Source organism: Vibrio phycocola (assembly GCF_054404255.1).
Genome location: NZ_JBTAMQ010000006.1, coordinates 43,874 through 66,141 on the forward strand (window position 1 = coordinate 43,874; position 22,268 = coordinate 66,141).

Annotated in this window: 21 protein-coding genes, 1 tRNA gene and 1 pseudogene; 17 read left to right on the forward strand and 6 right to left on the reverse strand. The window is 41.8% G+C overall.

All coding sequences use genetic code 11. The features are described from left to right. Positions 1-69: 69 nt before the first annotated feature. The 10 genes from fabZ to ACXJY6_RS10245 all read left to right on the forward strand — a co-directional run bounded on the left by fabZ (position 70) and on the right by ACXJY6_RS10245 (position 10,970). Positions 70-501 carry a 3-hydroxyacyl-ACP dehydratase FabZ gene (gene fabZ, locus ACXJY6_RS10200; RefSeq protein ID WP_456050794.1) on the forward strand — a complete coding sequence of 144 codons (432 nt, stop codon included), beginning with the start codon at positions 70-72 and terminating at the stop codon, positions 499-501. Between the two features lie 2 nt (positions 502-503). Continuing rightward, positions 504-1,292, forward strand: coding sequence for an acyl-ACP--UDP-N-acetylglucosamine O-acyltransferase (gene lpxA, locus ACXJY6_RS10205; RefSeq protein ID WP_456050729.1), 789 nt, complete (start codon positions 504-506; stop codon positions 1,290-1,292). A 153-nt stretch (positions 1,293-1,445) separates the two neighbouring features. Next, complete coding sequence (gene lpxB, locus ACXJY6_RS10210) at positions 1,446-2,591, forward strand: lipid-A-disaccharide synthase (protein WP_458768255.1); 1,146 nt, start codon at positions 1,446-1,448, stop codon at positions 2,589-2,591. A gap of 2 nt (positions 2,592-2,593) precedes the next feature. Beyond that, a complete protein-coding gene (gene rnhB, locus ACXJY6_RS10215) occupies positions 2,594-3,214 on the forward strand; it encodes a ribonuclease HII (protein ID WP_458768256.1) in 621 nt (206 codons plus the stop codon). A gap of 111 nt (positions 3,215-3,325) precedes the next feature. After that, positions 3,326-6,802 carry a DNA polymerase III subunit alpha gene (dnaE, locus tag ACXJY6_RS10220; RefSeq protein WP_458768257.1) on the forward strand — a complete coding sequence of 1,159 codons (3,477 nt, stop codon included), beginning with the start codon at positions 3,326-3,328 and terminating at the stop codon, positions 6,800-6,802. 40 nt (positions 6,803-6,842) lie between these two features. Continuing rightward, positions 6,843-7,802, forward strand: coding sequence for an acetyl-CoA carboxylase carboxyl transferase subunit alpha (gene accA / locus ACXJY6_RS10225; protein WP_458768258.1), 960 nt, complete (start codon positions 6,843-6,845; stop codon positions 7,800-7,802). A 111-nt stretch (positions 7,803-7,913) separates the two neighbouring features. Continuing rightward, positions 7,914-9,230: a tRNA lysidine(34) synthetase TilS gene (gene tilS, locus ACXJY6_RS10230; protein ID WP_458768266.1), complete on the forward strand. Its 1,317-nt coding sequence runs from the start codon at positions 7,914-7,916 to the stop codon at positions 9,228-9,230. A 60-nt stretch (positions 9,231-9,290) separates the two neighbouring features. After that, the gene (locus ACXJY6_RS10235) at positions 9,291-9,596 is read left to right on the forward strand and encodes a c-type cytochrome (protein WP_456050734.1); all 306 of its coding nucleotides are present in this window, start codon (positions 9,291-9,293) and stop codon (positions 9,594-9,596) included. Positions 9,597-9,715: 119 nt separating this feature from the next. Further along, positions 9,716-10,054, forward strand: a complete 339-nt coding sequence (glnB, locus tag ACXJY6_RS10240; RefSeq protein WP_456050735.1) for a nitrogen regulatory protein P-II — start codon at positions 9,716-9,718, stop codon at positions 10,052-10,054. A 40-nt stretch (positions 10,055-10,094) separates the two neighbouring features. Next, positions 10,095-10,970, forward strand: a complete 876-nt coding sequence (locus ACXJY6_RS10245) for an endonuclease/exonuclease/phosphatase family protein (protein WP_458768259.1) — start codon at positions 10,095-10,097, stop codon at positions 10,968-10,970. Between the two features lie 434 nt (positions 10,971-11,404). Here ACXJY6_RS10245 and ACXJY6_RS10250 read toward each other — a convergent pair. Next, positions 11,405-12,979: pseudogene (locus ACXJY6_RS10250) on the reverse strand (lytic transglycosylase); the annotation flags it as partial. Between the two features lie 71 nt (positions 12,980-13,050). Then, complete coding sequence (gloB, locus tag ACXJY6_RS10255; protein ID WP_458768260.1) at positions 13,051-13,806, reverse strand: hydroxyacylglutathione hydrolase; 756 nt, start codon at positions 13,804-13,806, stop codon at positions 13,051-13,053. 35 nt (positions 13,807-13,841) lie between these two features. Between gloB and ACXJY6_RS10260 the strand changes: the two genes are divergently transcribed. Next, positions 13,842-14,588 (forward strand): class I SAM-dependent methyltransferase, encoded by a 747-nt coding sequence (locus tag ACXJY6_RS10260; protein ID WP_456050738.1) that lies wholly within the window; start codon positions 13,842-13,844, stop codon positions 14,586-14,588. Positions 14,589-14,599: 11 nt separating this feature from the next. Here the strand turns inward: ACXJY6_RS10260 and rnhA are convergent, their stop codons facing one another. After that, on the reverse strand, positions 14,600-15,064 hold the full coding sequence (gene rnhA, locus ACXJY6_RS10265; RefSeq protein ID WP_456050739.1) for a ribonuclease HI: 465 nt from the start codon (positions 15,062-15,064) through the stop codon (positions 14,600-14,602). A 57-nt stretch (positions 15,065-15,121) separates the two neighbouring features. Here rnhA and dnaQ point away from each other — a divergent pair, with 57 nt between their 5' ends. From dnaQ to ACXJY6_RS10285, 4 genes are all read left to right on the forward strand, one after another. After that, a complete protein-coding gene (gene dnaQ, locus ACXJY6_RS10270) occupies positions 15,122-15,865 on the forward strand; it encodes a DNA polymerase III subunit epsilon (protein ID WP_458768261.1) in 744 nt (247 codons plus the stop codon). Between the two features lie 10 nt (positions 15,866-15,875). Further along, the gene (locus ACXJY6_RS10275) at positions 15,876-17,135 is read left to right on the forward strand and encodes a TIGR03503 family protein (protein ID WP_458768262.1); all 1,260 of its coding nucleotides are present in this window, start codon (positions 15,876-15,878) and stop codon (positions 17,133-17,135) included. Between the two features lie 162 nt (positions 17,136-17,297). Continuing rightward, positions 17,298-17,873: a D-sedoheptulose 7-phosphate isomerase gene (lpcA, locus tag ACXJY6_RS10280; protein ID WP_456050742.1), complete on the forward strand. Its 576-nt coding sequence runs from the start codon at positions 17,298-17,300 to the stop codon at positions 17,871-17,873. A gap of 38 nt (positions 17,874-17,911) precedes the next feature. Next, positions 17,912-18,757: a class II glutamine amidotransferase gene (locus tag ACXJY6_RS10285; RefSeq protein WP_456050743.1), complete on the forward strand. Its 846-nt coding sequence runs from the start codon at positions 17,912-17,914 to the stop codon at positions 18,755-18,757. A 94-nt stretch (positions 18,758-18,851) separates the two neighbouring features. Here the strand turns inward: ACXJY6_RS10285 and purN are convergent, their stop codons facing one another. Together purN and purM are read right to left on the reverse strand one after the other, a co-directional pair. Then, positions 18,852-19,493: a phosphoribosylglycinamide formyltransferase gene (purN, locus tag ACXJY6_RS10290; RefSeq protein ID WP_456050744.1), complete on the reverse strand. Its 642-nt coding sequence runs from the start codon at positions 19,491-19,493 to the stop codon at positions 18,852-18,854. Between the two features lie 3 nt (positions 19,494-19,496). Beyond that, positions 19,497-20,537 carry a phosphoribosylformylglycinamidine cyclo-ligase gene (purM, locus tag ACXJY6_RS10295; RefSeq protein ID WP_458768263.1) on the reverse strand — a complete coding sequence of 347 codons (1,041 nt, stop codon included), beginning with the start codon at positions 20,535-20,537 and terminating at the stop codon, positions 19,497-19,499. A gap of 167 nt (positions 20,538-20,704) precedes the next feature. On the opposite strand from purM, the gene upp reads away from it, so the two are divergent. Next, positions 20,705-21,331, forward strand: a complete 627-nt coding sequence (upp, locus tag ACXJY6_RS10300; RefSeq protein WP_456050746.1) for a uracil phosphoribosyltransferase — start codon at positions 20,705-20,707, stop codon at positions 21,329-21,331. Between the two features lie 63 nt (positions 21,332-21,394). Here the strand turns inward: upp and smrA are convergent, their stop codons facing one another. Then, entirely contained in the window at positions 21,395-21,973 is a 579-nt protein-coding gene (smrA, locus tag ACXJY6_RS10305) for a DNA endonuclease SmrA (protein ID WP_458768264.1), read from the reverse strand. A gap of 219 nt (positions 21,974-22,192) precedes the next feature. Here smrA and ACXJY6_RS10310 point away from each other — a divergent pair. After that, a tRNA-Pro gene (locus ACXJY6_RS10310) sits at positions 22,193-22,266 on the forward strand. Positions 22,267-22,268: the final 2 nt, after the last annotated feature.

Sequence of the window (22,268 nt, forward strand, 5' to 3'; positions counted from 1 at the left end):
GTTTATAATGTTAAATAATATTGTATTGAAGTGTATAGGAAAATGACTTTGACTACTGAAAAAAAGACCATGAACGTAACTGAAATTCGTTCTTTATTACCGCACCGTTATCCATTCTTATTGATTGATCGTGTAACTGATTACGAAGAAAGTAAGTATCTAATTGGTTTAAAAAATGTTTCAGTAAATGAACCCCAATTTACAGGTCATTTCCCGCAGCTCCCTATTTTCCCTGGTGTGCTAATTTTAGAAGCGATGGCGCAGGCAACAGGGCTCCTTGCGTTTAAATCTTTTGGAGCTCCATCTGAAAACGAGCTTTATTACTTTGCTAGTATTGATAATGCTAAATTTAGAAAACCAGTGGTACCAGGCGATCAGCTATTTATCAAAGTAGAATTTCTAAAAGAGCGTCGTGGGATCGCTTTATTTAATGGTGTGGCTACGGTCGATGGCGAAGTCGTCTGCTCAGCTGAATTGAAATGTGCCCGTAGAGAATTCTAATTATGATCCATGAAAGTGCGCAAATTCACCCTACCGCAGTTGTCGAAGATGGCGCTGTAATCGGGGCGAATGTTAAGATAGGTCCATTTTGTCTGGTCGATAGTAAAGTTGAAATTGGTGACGGTACTGAGTTACTGTCTCATGTGGTCGTAAAAGGCCCAACAACGATAGGTAAAGACAATCGTATTTTTCAGTTCGCCTCAATTGGTGAGCAGTGCCAAGACCTAAAATACAAAGGTGAAGATACGAAACTTATCATTGGCGATAGAAACACGATTCGCGAAAGTGTCACTATGCACAGAGGCACGATACAAGACTCTGGTGTTACCCAAGTCGGTAATGACAACTTGTTCATGATTAATGTTCATATCGCACACGATTGTATCGTCGGTGACCGCTGTATTTTTGCTAACAATGCTGCGATAGCTGGTCACGTAATAGTCGGTAACCAAGCTATTGTTGGTGGTATGAGTGCAGTGCATCAATTCTGTCAAATAGGCGATCATGCTATGTTAGGTGGTGGTTCTATCGTTGTTCAAGATGTTCCTCCATATGTTATGGCTCAAGGAAATCACTGTGCACCTTTTGGTATCAATATCGAAGGCTTGAAGCGTCGAGGTTTCGAAAAGCCGGAAATTCATGCTATTCGACGAGCTTATAAGTCTCTATATCGAAATGGATTAACCTTTGAAGCGGCAAAAGATGAAATTGCAGTAGAAGCAAAAGTGTATCCATCAGTTCAAATATTTTTAGATTTTCTAGAGCAATCTAAGCGCGGAATTATACGTTAATCGTGCTTGGTACTGTTTTTTATAAAGATCGTTATCTTTGATGGCGGTCTTTTGTTATTTTTACGCCTATATAAGCGTGATAAATACGAACCGTTACAGACGATATAGATACTTAGAGTTCTGACTGTCGACGATATATTCCTGGGTATACAGATGAATCAAACAGAAGTAATTAAAATTGGCATCGTCGCTGGAGAGCTCTCTGGTGATGTATTGGGAGAAGGGTTAATTCGTTCGATCAAACAGCGATATCCAAATGCTGAATTTGTTGGTATCGGAGGGCCTAAGATGATGGCTCAAGGATGCAAATCTCTATTCGACATGGAAGAATTGTCGGTCATGGGGTTAGTAGAAGTTCTCGGGCGAATTCGTCGTTTGTTTAAAGTGAAAGCGGACTTAATTGAACATTTTACTCAGAATCCTCCCGATTTATTTATAGGGATTGATGCGCCTGATTTTAATTTGAGATTAGAGCGAGACCTTAAAGATTCAGGTATAAAAACGGTGCATTATGTGAGTCCTTCAGTATGGGCTTGGCGCCAAAAGCGTATTTATAAAATAGCCAAGGCGACAGATTTAGTTCTGGCTTTCCTACCCTTTGAAAAAGCGTTTTATGACCGTTTTCAAGTACCGTGTGAGTTTATCGGTCACACGTTAGCTGATGCCATTCCATTGCATTCAGATCAGAAAGAAGCTCAAGATGCGCTTAACCTTGATTCTAGTAAGCGCTGGCTTGCTGTCCTCCCGGGAAGCCGTGGCAGCGAGTTGAAAATGCTGAGTGAACCGTTTATTAAAACATGTCAGCAATTACACCAACAGCACCCAGACTTAGGGTTTGTCGTCGCTTTGGTGAATCAAAAACGCCGAGAACAGTTTGAACTTGCATGGAAAACCTTTGCCCCGGAACTTGAATTTACCTTAGTAAATGATACTGCTCGCACGGTAATTACAGCATCTGATGTTGTGTTATTGGCTTCCGGAACCGTCGCGCTTGAATGTATGTTGGTGAATCGTCCGATGGTTGTTGGCTATAAAGTGAACGCGGTTACGGCCTTTCTTGCTAAACGTTTAGTCAAAACTAAGTTTGTGTCATTGCCGAATATTTTAGCCGACGAAGAGTTAGTCAAAGAATACCTTTTGGAAGAGTGCACAGTTGATAATCTCAGTTCTGAGGTGAGTCGTCTATTAACCAACGACAATCAACAGTTGCAGACTAAGTTTACTGAATTGCATCAATTGATTCGTAAAGATGCCGATCAACAAGCCGCACAAGCTGTTCTCAAATTAATAGGGAAATAACCGTGGCGAAAGTAACGATAGACTATCCGCCTTTTGAGTATCCACCAGCCTACCAACAATTTGCAGGTGTCGATGAAGTAGGGCGTGGACCTTTAGTGGGAGACGTGGTCACAGCTGCTGTGATTCTTGATCCGTTGAACCCGATTCTAGGATTAACGGACTCAAAAAAATTGTCTGAGAAGAAACGTTTGGCGTTGTTTCCTGAAATACAAGAAAAAGCGATTGCTTGGGCGATTGGGCGTTGCTCTCCACAAGAAATTGATGAGTTGAATATTCTCCAAGCAACGATGGTGGCAATGGAGCGGGCCGTAGAAGGGTTAAGCGTTCAACCTGATTATGTGTTGGTTGATGGAAATAGAACACCAAAATGGCAATATCGCAGTCAAGCTGTGGTAAAAGGGGACTTACGCGTTGCTGAAATAAGTGCGGCTTCTATTATAGCAAAAGTCGTGCGCGACCAAGAAATGGAAGCGTTAGATAAGTTATATCCGCAATTTGGGTTTGCAGCGCATAAAGGTTACCCAACAAAAGTGCACTTTGCAGCTATAGAACAGTATGGTGTTATCGATCAACATCGTAAAAGTTTTAAGCCAGTTAAAAGAGCGCTTGGTCTTATCGACTAAGCGTTAAGGGTTCGAGAAATAAGGGGAGTCCCTTGCTTTTTGACTTGATCGTAATTCGAACCAAAAGTTATTTGATCCGAAAGCAATTTGATCCGAAAGGAAAAGTGTTACATGTCAGAACCAAAATTTGTCCACCTTAGAGTACATAGTGATTACTCCATGGTCGATGGTTTGTCTAAAGTACCGCCGCTGGTAAAGAAAGTTGCTGAGCTCGGTATGCCCGCTATGGCGTTAACGGATTTTACTAATCTTTGTGGGTTGGTGAAATTTTACAGCACCGCTCATGGGTGTGGGGTTAAGCCAATCATTGGTGCTGACTTTTTAATGCAGTCGGAAGAGTTTGGCGATGAATTGACGCGTTTAACCGTGTTGGCTGCCGATAATATTGGGTATAAGAATCTCACACTTCTTATATCAAAAGCCTATTTACGTGGTCATGTTCAGCATCAACCTGTGATTGATAAATCTTGGTTAGGCGAGCTTTCCGAAGGATTGATCTTATTAAGCGGCGGTCGTCAAGGTGAGGTTGGCCGAGCATTGTTAAAAGGTAACCATAGCCTAGTCGAGCGCTGTGTTCAGTTTTACCAACAGCACTTTCCAAATCGGTTTTATCTTGAACTGATACGTACGGGGCGACAAGATGAAGAATCGTATCTTCATTTTGCGATCGAGTTAGCTGAGCAGCGAGATCTGCCTGTTGTTGCGACTAATGAAGTCGTTTTTCTTAACGATGAACTTTTTGAGGCTCATGAGATCCGCGTGGCGATTCATGATGGCTTTACGATGGAAGATCCCCGTCGTCCTAAAAATTACAGTTCACAGCAATATCTTCGTACTGAAGAGGAAATGTGTGAATTATTTTCAGACATTCCCGAAGCACTGCAAAACTCAGTTGAAATCGCTAAACGTTGTAATGTTACCGTTCGTTTAGGTGAATACTTCCTCCCCAATTTCCCGACAGAGGGGATGAAGATAGAAGACTTTCTGGTTAAGAAGTCTCAAGAAGGCTTAGAAGATCGCCTTGAATTTCTTTTTCCTGATGCAAAAGTCAGAGAAGAACGTCGTCCTGAATATGATGAACGTTTAGATATCGAGCTTAATGTTATTAACCAAATGGGGTTCCCTGGCTACTTTTTGATTGTTATGGAGTTTATCCAATGGTCAAAAGATAATGATATTCCTGTTGGACCCGGTCGAGGTTCAGGTGCGGGATCACTCGTGGCCTATGCTTTGAAGATTACTGACCTTGACCCTCTTGAATATGATCTTCTATTTGAACGATTCTTAAACCCAGAGCGGGTATCTATGCCCGATTTCGACGTCGACTTCTGTATGGATAAACGTGATCAAGTGATTGACCATGTTGCTGAACTCTACGGCCGTGATGCGGTATCTCAGATCATTACTTTCGGAACAATGGCCGCCAAAGCCGTTATTCGAGATGTGGGACGAGTGTTAGGACATCCCTTTGGTTTTGTTGACCGCATCTCCAAAATGATTCCGCCAGATCCCGGTATGACGTTGGAAAAAGCATTCAAAGCTGAACCCGCTTTACCAGAGCTTTATAATAACGACGAAGAAGTAAAAGAGCTCATCGATAAATGTCGTATTTTGGAAGGTTGCACTCGAAATGCTGGTAAACATGCCGGTGGGGTTGTGATTTCTCCCACCACGATTACCGACTTTGCACCGATTTACGCTGATGCTGAAGGTAACTTCCCCGTAACTCAATTTGACAAGAATGACGTTGAATATGCTGGGTTGGTGAAGTTTGACTTCTTAGGCTTAAGAACCCTGACCATTATTGACTGGGCACTAGGATTAATTAATCCAAGACTGCTTAAAGAAGGTAAGGAGTCGATTCAAATTGAGTCGATTCCACTTGATTGTGCCCGTTCATTTAGAACATTACAAAACTCAGAAACTACCGCGGTATTCCAGCTTGAATCTCGTGGCATGAAGGATCTGATCAAACGCCTACAACCCGATTGCTTTGAAGATATTATCGCATTGGTGGCACTGTTTAGACCCGGTCCATTGCAATCGGGCATGGTTGACAACTTTATCGACCGTAAGCATGGTCGAGAGCCAATTTCTTACCCTGATGAGACGTGGCAACATGAATCGTTAAAAGAAACGTTGGATCCAACTTACGGTATCATTTTATACCAAGAGCAGGTCATGCAAATTGCACAAATACTATCGGGTTATACCTTAGGTGGTGCCGATATGCTTCGTCGTGCAATGGGTAAGAAGAAACCTGAAGAAATGGCAAAACAGCGAAGTATTTTCGAACAGGGTGCGATCGACAATGGAGTCGATGGCGAGCTATCGATGAAGATTTTCGACTTGGTTGAAAAGTTTGCCGGTTACGGGTTTAACAAATCTCACTCAGCCGCTTATGCTTTGGTGTCTTACCAAACACTGTGGCTGAAGACGCATTATCCAGCAGAGTTCATGGCCGCAGTAATGACTGCTGATATGGACAACACAGAAAAAGTGGTTGGCTTGGTCGATGAGTGCTTGCGCATGAATCTAAAAGTTTTACCACCAGATGTTAACGCCGGCTTATACCGATTTAATGTCGATGAAAGTGGGGCAATTGTTTATGGTATTGGCGCGATAAAAGGGGTTGGCGAAGCACCCATTGATGCCATATTGGAAGCACGAAAAGATGGGCATTTTAAGGATTTGTTTGATTTTTGTGCTCGTGTTGATCTTAAGCGAATAAACAAGCGTGTTATTGAAAAACTGATTTATGCAGGAGCACTAGATAAACTAGGACCTCATCGTGCTGCAATGATGGCTTCATTAAATGATGCGGTAAAAGCAGCGAGTCAATTTCACCAAGCGGAATCGTTTGGTCAATCGGATATGTTTGGGGTATTAACCGAAGCGCCGGAAGCGGTTGAGCAGAAATATACGCAAGTACCTGCATGGCCTGAAAAAGTTTGGCTTGAAGGTGAACGTGATACCTTGGGGCTCTATTTAACCGGTCACCCTATTAGTGCCTATATTAAAGAACTAAATCATTACATTAGTTTCCGACTAAAAGACGCAACTCCAACTCGAAGAGATCAAACAGTAACACTGGCAGGATTGGTAATTTCTGCTAAAGTGATGACCACAAAAAGAGGATCGCGTATTGGAATCATCAGTTTAGATGATCGCTCTGGTCGAATGGAGGCGATGTTGTTTTCTGATGTACTTGAAAAGTACGCCGATATGCTTGAAAAAGATAAAATTCTTATCGTTTCGGGACAGGTCAGCTTTGATGACTTCAATGGCGGACTTAAAATGACCGTTCGTGAGATTATGGCATTAGGGACAGCACGAGAAAAGTACGCCCGTAGCCTATCGGTATCACTGTCAGAAAACCAAGTCAGTGATACATTTTTTGAGCGTTTTAGCCAAATTATGGAACCTCATAAAGCCGGAATTGTTCCGGTCAATATATACTATCAGCGCGAAGATGCTCGTGCACGGTTAACACTAGGAACAGAGTGGAGAGTCACGCCCAGTGATGTTCTGCTCGATGAATTAAAGCAACTGCTTGGCCAAGACCAAGTGGAATTAGAATTTAACTAAAATTCAGCCACATAATAATGACTGAGAAAAGGGATCGATAATGAGCCTCAACTTTTTAGAGTTTGAAAAACCAATTGCAGAACTTGAAGCTAAAATTCAAGCACTTCGTGAAGTTTCAATTCATGGTGGTGATACTTCTGTCGATCTGGCAAAAGAGATAGAACAGTTGGAGAAGAAAAGTATTGAGCTCAAGCATAAAATTTTTAGTAACTTAGGTGCTTGGCAAGTTGCTCAATTGGCGCGACATCCACAGCGTCCGTACACTCTCGATTATATCGAACATATTTTTACTGATTTCGATGAGTTATGTGGTGATCGTGCTTATGCCGATGATAAAGCGATAGTTGGTGGCATTGCGCGTTTAAATGATCGCCCAGTAATGATCATTGGCCATCAGAAAGGACGAGAAACACGTGAGAAAGTGCGTCGTAATTTTGGTATGCCTAAACCAGAAGGTTACCGTAAAGCTCTTCGTTTAATGCGTATGGCAGAACGTTTTAATATGCCGATTATTACATTTATCGATACAGCTGGCGCTTACCCAGGAGTTGGTGCTGAAGAGCGCGGTCAGTCTGAAGCGATTGCTCAGAACTTGAAAGTTATGTCTTCTTTGAAAGTGCCAGTGATCTGTAATGTTGTCGGTGAAGGTGGTTCAGGTGGTGCTCTAGCCATCGGCGTTGGTGACTATGTCAACATGCTACAATATTCAACTTATTCGGTTATTTCACCGGAAGGGTGTGCATCGATTTTATGGCGAGATTCGGATAAAGCATCACAAGCGGCGGAAGCGATGGGATTAACGGCACAACGTTTAAAAGAGCTTGAATTGATTGATTCTATTGTTGAAGAGCCATTAGGTGGTGCTCATAGCGATCATGTTCAAACCGCATACAATATGAAAGAAACATTGATAAAACAGTTAGACGAAATTAGTGGGCTCGACAGCGAGCAGTTACTTGAGCGTCGTTACGAACGTTTAATGTCGTACGGATACTGTTAACTAGCTATTAGTTATAGAAAAATGAAGGGTTGAGCCAATGCTCAACCCTTTTTCTTTGTGTGATATATTTTAAGCTGTAAACTCAAATCAGATGAACTAAGAGAGAATGGGATAACTATGTTACTGGGTGAGGTTGAGTCGATATTACAGCCATATCTAAAGGAACCGAGACAGATAGTCTTAGCACTAAGTGGCGGTATCGATTCTAGGGTATTACTTGATGTACTGATTCAATTACGTCATCAAACCCCGTTTCTATTGAAAGCAGTTCATGTGCATCATGGCTTGAGTCAGAATGCCGACGATTGGGCAGAGCAATGTAAAGGCTGGTGTGAAAAGCATGATGTCGACTTTGCGTTAGAGCGAGTTACGCTCGATTGTGATAGTGGCAACAGTATCGAAAGTATGGCACGTACGGCTAGATATGAAGCGCTCGAAAAACACCTTCAGCCTCAAGGTATTCTCCTTACCGCTCAACATAATGATGATCAGGTAGAAACATTTTTACTCGCATTGAAACGTGGTAGTGGCCCCAAAGGGCTATCGGCTATGGCGTTAGCAAGGCCTTTCCAACAAGGTTTTTTAGTTCGCCCCTTACTCAAAAGCCGTCGTTTTCTGATAGAACAGTACGCAGAGGAACACGGACTGACATGGGTTGAGGATGAAAGTAATCAAGATACTCGGTTTGATCGCAATTTTATTCGCCATCAAGTTGCGCCCGTACTTAGTCAGCGGTGGCCCCATTTCCCTTCGGCTATACAGCGTTCAGCTGAGCTATGTGCACAACAAGAGCGCCTATTAGATGAGCTACTTGAGGAGCGACTTAATACTAGTCTTGCGCCTGATATGAGCTTATCGATCACATCTTTAAATTTTATGAGTGAGGATGTGCGATATAGGGTATTGCGGATGTGGCTATCAAAGTTTGATGTACTCATGCCCAGTCAGGTTCGCCTGAAATTGCTTTGGTCCGATGTCGCAATGGCTAGGATAGATGCAAATCCGAAGTTTCAGTTTAAAGAACACGAAATACGTCGTTATCAACAGCATCTATTTTGCATTCCGAAAATGCAGGATGTTGGACATTGGCACAGATCACTAACCATAAATCAACCATTAGAGCTTCCGAGCTTTTTAGGGAAAGTGACATTATTTGACACAATAAGTACCGGAAAAGGTTTAGCTTTAAGTAGTATGGTTTTAAAAGGAAAACTGGAGATTACATTTCGCTCCGAGGGACTCAGTGCTCACCCTGAAGGGAAAGTAGGTCACAAAACGTTGAAGAAATGGTATCAGGAGTTTGGAGTACCGAGTTGGCAACGTCGAAGAACACCTATTTTGTTGTGTGACGAAAAGGTAGTCGCTGTTGCTGACTTATACGTCGATCGTCAATTTTGTGGCGGAGAATGTGAATTCATCTGGGAATAACCTTATGGGTTGTGCCAGAATTAACAAGAGGATTATTATAAAACTAACTTAGGAGCAATTATGAAAAGAGGAATGCTAGCAATAATGTTATTCGCAGCTTCAGTTTCAGTTCAGGCGGGAGATATAGAAGCTGGGAAGGCAAGATCAATTGTATGTGCTGCCTGTCATGGGCAGGATGGTATTGCAACAATCGACGGCTATCCAAATCTACGCGGACAAAATGAAAAGTACCTAATATCATCATTGAAAGCATACAAAGATAAAAGCCGAAGTAGTGGCAATGCCGCGGTGATGCAACCACAAGCGAGTATATTAAGTGACTCAGATATTGAGAACTTAGCCGCTTACTATGCTAGTTTGAAGTGAGTCAAAGGGTTGTAAATTTTGGCATACTGATTGCTTAGTTAATAGCATCTGTGTGTAAGTGATAGTTTTATGTCGTTGATTTCTATGATCAGTGATTAAGAAATGTTTAAGGGATCTAAATGAAAAAAATAGAAGCAATAATTAAGCCTTTTAAGCTAGATGATGTACGCGAAGCACTTGGTGATGTTGGCGTTACAGGTATGACTGTGTCAGAAGTCAAAGGGTTTGGTCGTCAAAAAGGCCATACGGAACTTTATCGTGGCGCTGAATATATGGTGGATTTTTTGCCTAAAGTGAAACTGGAGATAGTAGTTTCTGGTGATGTGGTTGATAAATGTATCGATGCGATTATTGAAACGGCTCAAACTGGAAAGATTGGTGATGGTAAGATCTTTGTCACAGATGTTGGACGAGTTATCCGAATTCGTACTGGTGAAGAAGACGAAGATGCAATTTAATTCGTTGATTATAATAAATAATTAACGAGCATTTTATTTCATGAAAATAAGAATAGCTCTATTTGCGGTATTCGGTATTTCGCTAATTATTTTAGCAAGCTTTTTGGTTATGTTTAAAAACACCAATTCAATTGAATTGATGACCATAGCGAAACCGGATACACGCATTAGCAGCCAGCTATCAGTGTCTCTGCCTAGTTCTTGCATTATGCAGCCAGGTAAAAAGGCAATCGATAATAACGGTGAACTAAACTTATTGGTGTGGAATATACATAAGCAACAAGACTCTTATTGGATTCGTGATCTTTCCGATTATAGTGAAGGGTTACAGTTGTTGATGATACAAGAAAGTATTTTAACTCCAATGTTGGCAAGTTGGATTAAGCTGAGACAGTTAACGTCAACTCAAGTGAATGCATTTTTGTTTCGTGGCGAGTCGGTTGGTGTGATGACCATTGCCACAGAAGAGCCATCATCGAGCTGTGGGTATATCGAACTTGAGCCGTTTATTCGGCTCAATAAATCGTCATTAGTGAGTTATTACCCGCTGAGTAATGGAAAAACACTCGCCATAGCTAATCTACATAGCATTAATTTTACGCTGACAGTATATGAATATAAGCGTCAGATTAAGAGCATCATTATGCAACTTTATGATCATAAAGGTCCAGTAATTGTTGCTGGTGATTTTAATGATTGGAGCGCAGAGCGCAAAGCAGTCGTTCGAGATATGGTTGAGTCGTTGGAGTTAGTTGAAGCGGATTATGCTCCTGATAATCGTACTATTTTTGCCTATGGTGATGGTACACCCGTTGATCACTTATTTTACCGTCAATTAGAGTTAGATAGTGCGATAGTATCGTTTTCACGCTCCTCTGATCATAACCCCATAATCGCAAGTTTTAGTATCAACTAATTTATTTCCTCAAGTTCGTTAGCTGACTGGTTTGAAAAAGAAGTTACTCTTTCTAGACAGCACAAGCAGGATCCCCTTTACGTATTTTCTTTCACATAAAGTGTTAGAGTTTGGCCTATTTGTAATACTGCACGTTGAGAAAGTTTATTCCATTTCATGATATCGCGGCTTGCTAAGTTAAACCTCATAGCAATAGCACTAAGGGTATCTCCAGATTTTACTTTATAGTTAACCGCTTTTTGAATTGGAGCGCCGCTGTTTTCTTTTAGGATCAGGGTTTGACCTATTTGCAAAACTGAACGACTAGATAATTTATTCCACTTCATAATATTGCGGCTAGTTGTATTAAACTTCATCGCGATATCACTAAGTGTATCTCCAGACTTTACCTTGTATTTCGTTGTCTTTTGAGTTGGTACGGATTTGACATCTTTAAGGGTTAAGGTCTGGCCGATTTGCAAAACTGAACGACTTGATAACTTATTCCACTTCATAATATCGCGACTTGCCAAATCATATTTCATCGCGATACCACCCAGTGTATCTCCGGACTTAACTGTGTACTTAACGGTACTTTGAGTTGGAGCACTTGTCCCTTGTCTAATTTTTAGGTTTTGTCCAATTTTTAGCGGTGTTGAAGATTTTATATTATTTAACCGAGCAATAGCTTGATGAGAGACATTGTACAGCTTGGCGATATCCCACAAATTATCACCACTCTTCACCTTGTGGTTAATGGTTTGAGATGAGGGCGAGGTCGAGTTGCTATTGTCTAATTGTGCGATTGTTTGATTGCTAGCTTTCGGTGAGCTAGATCCAGAAGCACTAGGGACCAAGATGGTTTGACCAACGCGAATAAGCGAGCGCTTGAGGTTATTGGTTTCTTTTAAACTGGTCGTTGGAATATTGTTTCGTGCGGCTATGGTACTGAGTGTATCGCCTCTCTTTACGGTATAACGTGCAAATCTAACACCCTTACCACGGTTTTTTTCCAACATATTATTGAACTGGTCAACGTGGCTTAATGGTATCAATAACTGTTGAACGCCTTTAGGTGACGTTGCCCATTGGTTGTAAGCCGGATTTAGGTTGTTCATGGTATCGAAATCAATACCAGCATAATTCGCTGCAATTCTTAAATCCATCTGTTCTTTAGGATCGACTAATTTCAAATAGGGCTTGTTGGCTATTTGAGGAATTGAGATACCATACTTTTCTTGGTTAGAAAGCACGTCGGCAAGTGCAAGCAGTTTTGGTACGTATTGGCTCGTTTCTTTGGGTAACGATAACGAGAAAAAGTCAGTGGGTTTATTCGCTTTTTTATTTCTTTTAATCGATCGTGCAACACGTCCTTCACCGCTGTTGTATGCGGCGATCGCGTGATACCAGTTACCATCAAAGAATTTATTTAGATACGCTAAATAGTCTAGAGCCGCATCCGTTGCCGCATAAACATCTCTACGGCCATCGTACCAAAAGCTTTGCTCTAAACCATAGATCTTTCCAGTACCAGAAAGAAACTGCCAAAGGCCAGAAGCGTTACCGTGAGAGTAGGCTCGGACATCAAATGAGCTTTCTACAATTGGGAGTAAAGCCAGTTCGAGTGGAAAACCTCGTTCTTCAACCTTTTCTGTAATTAAATACAAAAATGGGGTCGCACGTTTCGCAACCTTTTCGAGGTGTTGTGGATGCTTTATAAACCACTTACGGTGCTGCTCTATCGCTTTATGATCAGGTACCTCAATTGAAAATTGCATACTAATACGTCGCCACAAATCTTCTTGAGACTGTGGTGTACTTTTACTCACCGATAATGTTGCCTTATCGGTGACTTCGCCGTACTCAGATATAATTTGATCGGCACTTCTTAGTGGACCTTCCAACTCCGATGTTGCTGTCTCACTGATAACTTGCGTTGTTTCTTCATTGTTTGGGGTATGAGTTGATGGCGCTTGAATTGATTGACAACCTGTCAATAATAACAGGGACAAACTTAACCTAAACTTCATATCTCATAACCTTTTTCAATGCGAGCGGGTGATAGTATTGTCACCTCAATGAGAAGACAAGAAGGAAATTGTTAAAATTGATTTTTCCAATCTCTTAATGCAGAAAAAATGGCGAGAGGATCACATTGTGGCGAGGTATTCGCTACCGCTTTTATCACACTGGGCTCTTGTGTTCTCAAGAAAGGATTGATCTGTTTTTCTTGTCCGATCGTTGTTGGTATGGTTGCTTGATTATTCGCTCGCAAGCGATTGACAGTATCGCGATATTGATGAAGCTCTTTGTTTTCCGGTTCAACAGCCATTGCAAACGCGACATTTGCCGCTGTGTACTCATGCGCACAGTATACCTGAGTCGTATCATCAAGTGCCGCGAGCTTATTCAGCGCACCAAACATTTCTTCGTAACTGCCTTCAAAGACTCGTCCACACCCAGCAGAGAACAGTACATCACCGCAAAAAAGAGCATTTTCGGTTGTGTAGCCTATATGTCCTTTAGTATGTCCAGCAAGGGAGAGCACATTAAATTCTTGATCGAGTAATGTGAACTTATCACCTTCATCCACACTTAGGGATAACCCCATTACTGGATCGTTCTTCGGACCAATAACGCTAATGTTTGGATACTCACGTGTTAGTTCTACAATTCCACCTGTATGGTCCGCATGATGATGAGTAATGAGAATGGCCTTTAAAGTCAGATCGTGGTCTTGAAGGTACTTTAATACTGGTTGAGCATCACCCGGATCGACCACAATACAATGTTGATTAATTTGAATTAGCCAGATGTAATTGTCATTAAATGCAGGTATGCTTTTTATTTCTATCATGATTTTTTCTCCAATTACCTTGTATATGAGTTGCTATGGAACCAGCACGCAGCAAAAAAGCACTCGCAAAACCACACTCTTGGGCGCAACTAAAGCATGGGCAGTGGGTTCAAGAATCGATACAGCATCGATTGGATGAATGGTGCCCAAAACTATTTGGTTATCACATGCTAAAGCTGGGTGGGTTGAGTTGTGAGCTTGCCAGTTGTACATGCAATATTCAACACCAAGTCAACATTGATATTGAAAATCCTCTGCATACTGTTATTGCTGATACTTACGAACTCCCTTTTTTAAAAAAGAGTGTCGATGTCGTAATCATGGCTCATCAACTTGATTACAACAATGACCCTCATCGAATGCTACGAGAGGTTGATCGAGTCCTTGTCGATGATGGGTACCTTATTATTACAGGGTTTAATCCAATAAGCTTAATGGGAATATCTAGTTTATTGCCTTGGCGGAAAAACTATTTGCCTTGGAGTGGGCGTATGTTTACTCCAAATCGAGTTAAAGATTGGCTAGGCCTGCTGAATTACCAAGTGATTGAGTGCGACCGATACGCACTGTTTCCCCGTGGAAGTCGTTGTGTGTTTGATACGTGGCTGGAAAACAATACCAGTGATTGGACTGGATCAATAAGTAGTCTTTATTTTATCGTCGCGAGAAAGCGCACTGTACCTCTGAAACCAATTAAGCCTCATTGGAACTTTAAACGCGCACTTTCACCGCTTGGTGTTAACTGTACGCGAAAAAGTGAGCACAAAGACGACGCTATTTAAGTCGTCGACGCTTAATTTGCTTGGTAACCAACATCTTCTTCTGTTGGATTTTCCGCAGCTAAACGTGCTATTTCATCACAAATTTCATTTTCGCGATGACCAGTGTGCCCTTTTACCCAGCGCCATTCAATTTCGTGGCGTTGAGTTTCAGTATCAAGTTGTTGCCATAAGTCGGCATTCTTGACCGGTTTATTGGCAGATGTTTTCCAATTTCGTTTTTTCCAGTTATGTATCCACTGGGTAATGCCTTGGCGCACGTATTGACTGTCTGTGGTGAGAATTATTTTGCATGGTTCTTTTACGCTACGCAAAGCAACGACTGCAGCCATCATTTCCATTCGGTTATTCGTGGTTAAATGATACCCTTTGGCGAGTTGTTTCTCGTTTTCTTTATAGCGAAGTACAATACCGTAGCCACCTGGCCCGGGATTACCGAGGCAAGATCCATCTGTGAAAATTTCCACTTGTTTTGTCATGATTTGATACTATATAGGGAGATTTTTAATTACACATAGTCTGACATAGATACGCGAATGAATACTAGTAACAATTCTGAACATCAACGAATCATCGTTCTCGATACTGAAACGACGGGGATGAACCAAGAAGGTGGGCCTCATTATGAAGGTCACCGGATTATCGAAATCGGTGCGGTAGAGATCGTTAATCGAAAATTGACTGGACGCCACTTTCATGTCTATTTAAAACCTGATCGCGCCATTCAAGAAGAAGCCATTAATGTTCACGGTATTACAGATGAATTTCTTCTAGACAAACCCGACTATGCGGATGTCCACTCTGAGTTTATCGATTTTATCAAAGACGCAGAGTTGGTTGCACACAACGCGCCCTTTGACGTCGGCTTTATGGATTATGAGTTCTCTAAGCTTTCGGGAAATACTCTGAAAACAGAACAAATTTGTCAGGTGACCGATACGTTAGCAATGGCTAAGCGTATCTTCCCCGGTAAACGTAATAACCTAGACATTTTGTGTGATCGTTATGGAATAGATAATTCGCATCGGACGTTGCACGGCGCATTACTCGATGCGGAAATTCTCGCCGATGTCTATTTGTTGATGACTGGTGGGCAAACCGCGCTCCAGTTCACTTCGGCAAATCAATCTTCTGATGGTAGTGGGGGAGAAACAATAAAACGCTTGGTCAGTGGTCGAAAAGCATTAAAGGTTTTGCCTGCATCAGCCGATGAATTACAAGCACATCAAGAACGTTTGGATTTGGTTGAAAAAAATGGCAGCTGTTTGTGGCGCCAATAGGAGTAGAACTATGCTACGTACCATAGTGATCATTGTTGGACTTATGACGAGCCTATGGAGCGTTGCCGCCTCAGAATCTACGCTTTCTCTTCTCGATAACCGCTTTAGAGTTGATCCAACGATAGAGCAAATCACTTTTATGATATATCGCAGTAAACCGTCTAAATCGGTGGTGTTAGTGCGTCCTGATGGTGCTAAATATTATGCGAGGCGTCACCCTGATAATGTACGCTGGTATCAAGAATCGTCGATGGATATTATTTCTATCGACTCTCCGATGCCGGGACCTTGGCAAGCTGTTGGTAAAGTCACACCTAAAAACAACATTACATTAATTTCCAATTTAAAATTGACGTCAGATCAATTGCCCAAACGAATGTATCAGGGTGAAGAAGTTAAATTTACTGCCCGTTTAACTTCCGATGGAAAACCTTTGGAATTAAGGGATTTTTTAGATCGCGTCAATTTGAGAATAACATTTACTAAGTATGTAGAAGACGAAGAGTTATTGGTCAAAGAAGCTCGTCCAGAATCAATTTTGGTGGGAGAGTTTCTTGACGATGGCACTGGGTTTGATGAGTATCCAGGCGATGGAATATTTACCGTCGGGATTAAAGTGGTGGCTGAACCCGGAAAGTATAGGGTGAGGATTCTATCGGGAAATGGCGTTTTTTTGAGATCGGTAGAACAGGTCGTTTTGGTCTATCCAACACCGGTTTCAACCAGTTTTATCCAAGCTCGAGTTGAAACTAACGATCATCATGTGGTTTTTACGGGTGACGAAGGAACAATAAAGCCCGGCAGCCTAATGGCTCACATAGAACATTCTAATGCCTTTAATGATACTGAATATATTGAAGATCAAGCTTCTGAAGAAGGAAGAACCATCAACCTTGCAATTCCTAACTCCGGGAAACTGGGGAACTACAAATGGTCTGGACATATCTATGCCACAGAACTGCCTTCCGAGCGTCCACTCTCTTTTGCGACTCCGGAATACTCTTATAGTGTGGTTAAAGAAGTTGACTTAGAGCAAGCGCGCAAATTAAAAGAGGAAGCTCTAGAGCGACAGCGCCTGCTTGACGAAGAAGAGGCGATGATCCGCGCTCGAGAAGAGGAGCGTAAAAAACGATTAATTTATATTGGTGTTGGCAATGTTGTTGTCATTATTCTTGGTCTCATTATTTGGTTTGTGATCCGTAAAATCAAAGCGAAAAAAGCCAAAAAAGTCGAAGAGCCAGAAATGCAACTGAATGTCCCCGATGAATAAACTCGTAAGAATTTTTAATTGCTTATACAACTTAACGTAAGTTTGTAATCAGACTGGAAAATATCACATTTCCCCCCTCGACAGACAAGGTGTTTAAGGTAAACTCACTACTCTTAAACATCTTGTATTTCCAATCGCTAATGATTTAAAGAGAAAAGACTCATGTATCAAGATCTCATAAAAAAAGAGCTTTCCGAAGCGGCAGAAGTGTTAAATCAATTCTTGAGTGACGAAAAAAATATTGCCCAAATTGAAGCGGCAGCTAAAGTGTTGGCCGATTCATTTAAGAAAGGTGGAAAAGTACTTTCTTGCGGTAATGGTGGTTCACACTGTGACGCGATGCATTTTGCTGAAGAGCTCACAGGGCGGTATCGTGAGAATCGTCCAGGGTATGCCGGTATTGCTATTTCTGATCCTAGCCACCTATCTTGTGTTAGTAATGACTTTGGTTATGATTTTGTTTTCTCTCGTTATATAGAAGCAGTAGGAAAAGAAGGCGACGTTTTATTTGGACTTTCGACCTCGGGCAATTCAAGCAATATTCTGAGAGCGATAGAAACGGCGAAAGCTCAAGGGATGAAAACCATTGCCTTAACAGGGAAAGATGGTGGGAAAATGGCTGGTACGGCTGATGTGGAAATTCGAGTGCCGCATTTTGGGTACGCCGATCGCATTCAAGAAGTCCATATTAAAATTATCCATATTTTGATCATGTTAGTTGAAAAAGAGATGGCTTAGCATGTTCATTGATCGATTAAAACAAGAGGTAGTAACGCGTGTGTGAATTGCTTGGTATGAGTGCTAATGTGCCAACCGATATCTGTTTTAGCTTTACTGGGTTGATGCAGCGAGGTGGTCGCACAGGGCCTCATCGTGATGGATGGGGTATTACTTTCTACGAAGGGAAGGGATACCGTACATTTATCGATCCAGAACCAAGCTGTCAATCTAAAGTCGCTGAACTGGTTCAAGCTTACCCGATCAAAAGTTGTTCTGTTATTAGTCATATTCGTCAGGCCAATCGTGGTGGAGTCTCTCTCGAAAACACGCATCCGTTTACACGGGAGTTATGGGGGAAATATTGGACGTTTGCTCACAATGGGCAATTAACTGGATATGATTCTCTCGATACTGGCCATTATCGTCCCGTTGGCACGACAGACAGTGAACTTGCGTTTTGTTGGTTATTAAAAAAACTTAATGAGCGTTTTCCTGAGCCGCCTGAAAGCATGGTGCCTGTTTTTGAGTATATTGCTCAATGCTGCGGTGAACTAAAGCAAATGGGAGTGTTTAATATGCTCCTATCAAATTGTGAGTATGTAATGACGTTTTGTACCAATCATCTTTATTGGATTACAAGACGAGCGCCGTTTGGTAAAGCGGTTTTACTTGATGAAGATGTTGAAGTTAATTTCCAAGAAGAAACCAGTCCGAATGATGTTGTTACCGTAATTGCAACTCAGCCTCTTACTGCAAACGAAGAGTGGCACCGAATGCGCCCCGGTGAGTTTAACTTGTTTCACTTTGGTGAGTTGGTAAATACGAATAGTGATCAATTGCAGCATGTGCCATTTGCTGAGAAAAAGCCGGGAAATCAAGCTCCTCAAGCACCTTTAGAATAGCCGATAGACTGAATCTAGATAGGTCTTGGAAAAATGATTAGAAATAAAAAAGGGTTGATATGATATCAACCCTTTATTTAGAGAATATTAAATTTTATTCCTCGCCCAAATAACCATGCATGCCTAACTCGATTCCATCAAGAAAGGCTTTTCCTTCGTGCATCGCAAGTCGGTCTTCTACAAACCATTTCGTTATGAGTGGATAAATTCGATGCTCTTCTGCTTGTACTCGAGGAGTTAAGCTCTCAACGGTATCGTCATCTAAAATAGGCACTCGAGCTTGAAAGATCACAGGTCCACCATCGAGCTGCTCGGTAACGAAATGAACACTGGTACCATGTTCTTCATCACCAGCATGAATTGCACGTTGGTAGGTATTTAGTCCAGGATATTTTGGCAATAATGATGGATGAATATTAATCATGCGACCTAAGTAGTGGCGAACGAACTCACCACTTAAGATTCGCATATAACCTGCTAGGATGATTAAGTCAGGAGCGTATTCATCGATTTGTTGCATGAGTGAATGATCGAACGCATCACGAGTTTCAAATGAATTTGGATCTACAAACACGGCAGCAGCGCCAGATTTCTTGGCTCGTTCTAAGCCATATGCCTCTGCTTTATTCGAGAACACCGCCGTGACTTTTCCAGTTGTAATCGTAGATTCACAAGCATCTAAGATAGCCTGTAAGTTCGAACCATTTCCAGAAATCAGTACAACAATACTTTTCATTACTTATTTGATCTCTACTTGCTCTTCATCATTTTGTGCATTTGCGATAGAGCCAATTACCCACGCATTTTCACCTTCAGATTTGAGTAACTCAACGGCTGCATCAGCTTGGTCTTGAGGAAGCGCAATGACTAAGCCAACACCACAGTTAAATGTGCGATACATTTCGTGAGTGGTGACGTTTCCTTTTTCTTGTAACCAACTGAAGATGGCAGGCCATTCCCAGCTACTTCCATCAATAACGGCTTTAGTGCCTTGAGGAAGTACGCGAGGGATATTTTCCCAGAAACCGCCACCTGTAATATGAGAGATAGCGTGAACATCGTGCTCAGCTGCTAATTTCAAACCCGATTTAATGTAAATCTTAGTCGGCTCAAGTAGATGCTCACCAACCGCTTTACCGTTTAGCAATTCATTTTTATCAGCACCAGAGACTTCTAAGATTTTACGAATCAATGAATAGCCATTTGAATGTGGGCCACTTGAGCCTACAGCAATAATCGCATCGCCAGCGGCAACTTTTGTTCCATCGATAATATCTTCTTTTTCAACAACACCAACACAGAAGCCAGCGACATCGTAGTCTTCGCCTTCGTACATGCCTGGCATTTCTGCTGTTTCTCCACCAATAAGAGAACAACCCGCTTGAAGACAACCTTCAGCAATTCCAGTTACAACTTCTGCTGCAGTATCAATATCAAGTTTGCCTGTCGCGTAATAATCCAAGAAGAATAATGGCTCAGCACCTTGAACAATTAAGTCGTTTACACACATCGCTACAAGGTCAATACCAATGGTATCGTGCTTCTTCATATCCAATGCGAGTCGTAATTTAGTACCAACACCATCAGTGCCGGAAACTAGAACGGGTTGTTTATAGTTCGTTGGTAGCTCACATAGTGCGCCGAAACCACCGATACCACCCATAACTTCTGGGCGACGAGTTTTTTTAACTGCACCTTTGATGCGTTCAACTAGTGCGTTACCTGCGTCGATATCTACGCCAGCGTCTTTGTAGCTTAGGGAAGTGTTATTGCCACTCACGGGGAAATCCTCGTTTGTTAATGGATATGAAAACGGCGCTATTCTACAGGGGAAAAAAAGAAAAGGAAAACGTTTGCGTCGCTTTTTTAATTGATTCAGTTTCCTGAAATGCGCGCAAGAAGTAGGTATAATCCTAACCAACTAGTCAGATGTTGTCGGAGAATAGAATGAAAGTCGTTGAAGTCAAACACCCATTGGTAAAACACAAGATAGGATTGATGCGTGAAGGCGATATTAGCACAAAGCGTTTTCGTGAATTAGCGACAGAAGTAGGCAGCTTGCTTACTTATGAAGCTACAGCAGATTTAGAAACGGAAAAAGTCACGATTACTGGTTGGAATGGTCCGGTAGAAGTTGACCAAATCAAAGGTAAAAAAGTCACTGTTGTACCCATTCTTCGTGCTGGTTTGGGGATGATGGACGGCGTACTTGAGCATATTCCAAGTGCTAGAATTAGTGTTGTTGGTATCTATCGCGATGAAGAGACATTAGAGCCAGTTCCTTATTTTAATAAGATCGCTTCTCATATCGATGAGCGTATTGCGCTAGTTGTTGACCCAATGCTGGCAACTGGGGGGTCTATGATTTCGACCATCGATCTTCTAAAACAGAAAGGGTGTACACAATTAAAAGTATTGGTTTTAGTTGCTGCACCAGAAGGGATTGCTGCGTTAGAAAAAGCCCACCCAGATGTTGAGTTGTACACGGCTGCTATTGATGAAAAGCTAAATGAACAAGGCTACATCATTCCAGGCTTAGGCGATGCTGGTGACAAGATTTTTGGAACGAAATAGCAACTTATAAAACAAAGGTGAGTTGTTGTTTCTCTTTGTTTTTTTAAGCTTTGAGTAGGCAGATTACGGACGACGTTTTTGATGACGTTCTCGGTTTTCTGCCTTTTTTTCTGGGCTTTTACGCAACATAACGTAAAGAGCGCCACTTCCACCGTGGAATTGCTGAGCGGTGTGTGCGCATTGAATATCTTCTATTTGTGTCATCCAATGGGAAACGTAACTTTTCATTAGTGCAGGAGGGGTCGAACGTTCACCTTTTCCGTGAACGATAACAACGCTACGAATGTCCATTCGAATACACTGTTTAAGAAATCGAACGATTTCATCACGGGCTTGCGTTAGAGTTCTCCGATGTAAATCAAGACGGGCTTGAATGGGGTATTTACCTAAGCGTAATTTTCGGTAAACGCCATCTTGAACACCACTACGTTTAAATTCAAAGTGCTCATCAGGTTTGAGCATTGGAGCATTATCTAACGATAAATAGTCGGGGTCTTGCTCAGATAGCATGGTAGCGGCAGCACGTTTAGCGAGTTGAGCTGGCGTAACGTCACTCCGATGTATATGTGCAGTTGTATCTTGGGCCAGTGGTTTTACATCGCCAAGCATTTGTTGGAATAATTCCATATCGTCGTGGGACATACTCGCGTACCTGAGTTGAAATGGATATCCAGATTATATCAAGCAAAAATAGAAGTGTTCAAATTTAACGGTATTGACCCAAATATTTGCTTTCACTGTGTGTTATTTAGGCATTTGACAAGCTTTTATGATAAATATTGTAAATAGCTATTGCGTCTTGTCAGAGAATGAGTAAGATACGCTCCGTTCTCACGCGATAATACTCGTGGAAAACAATCTCGGTGAATAGCGCAGCTTGGTAGCGCATCTGGTTTGGGACCAGAGGGTCGGGGGTTCGAATCCCTCTTCACCGACC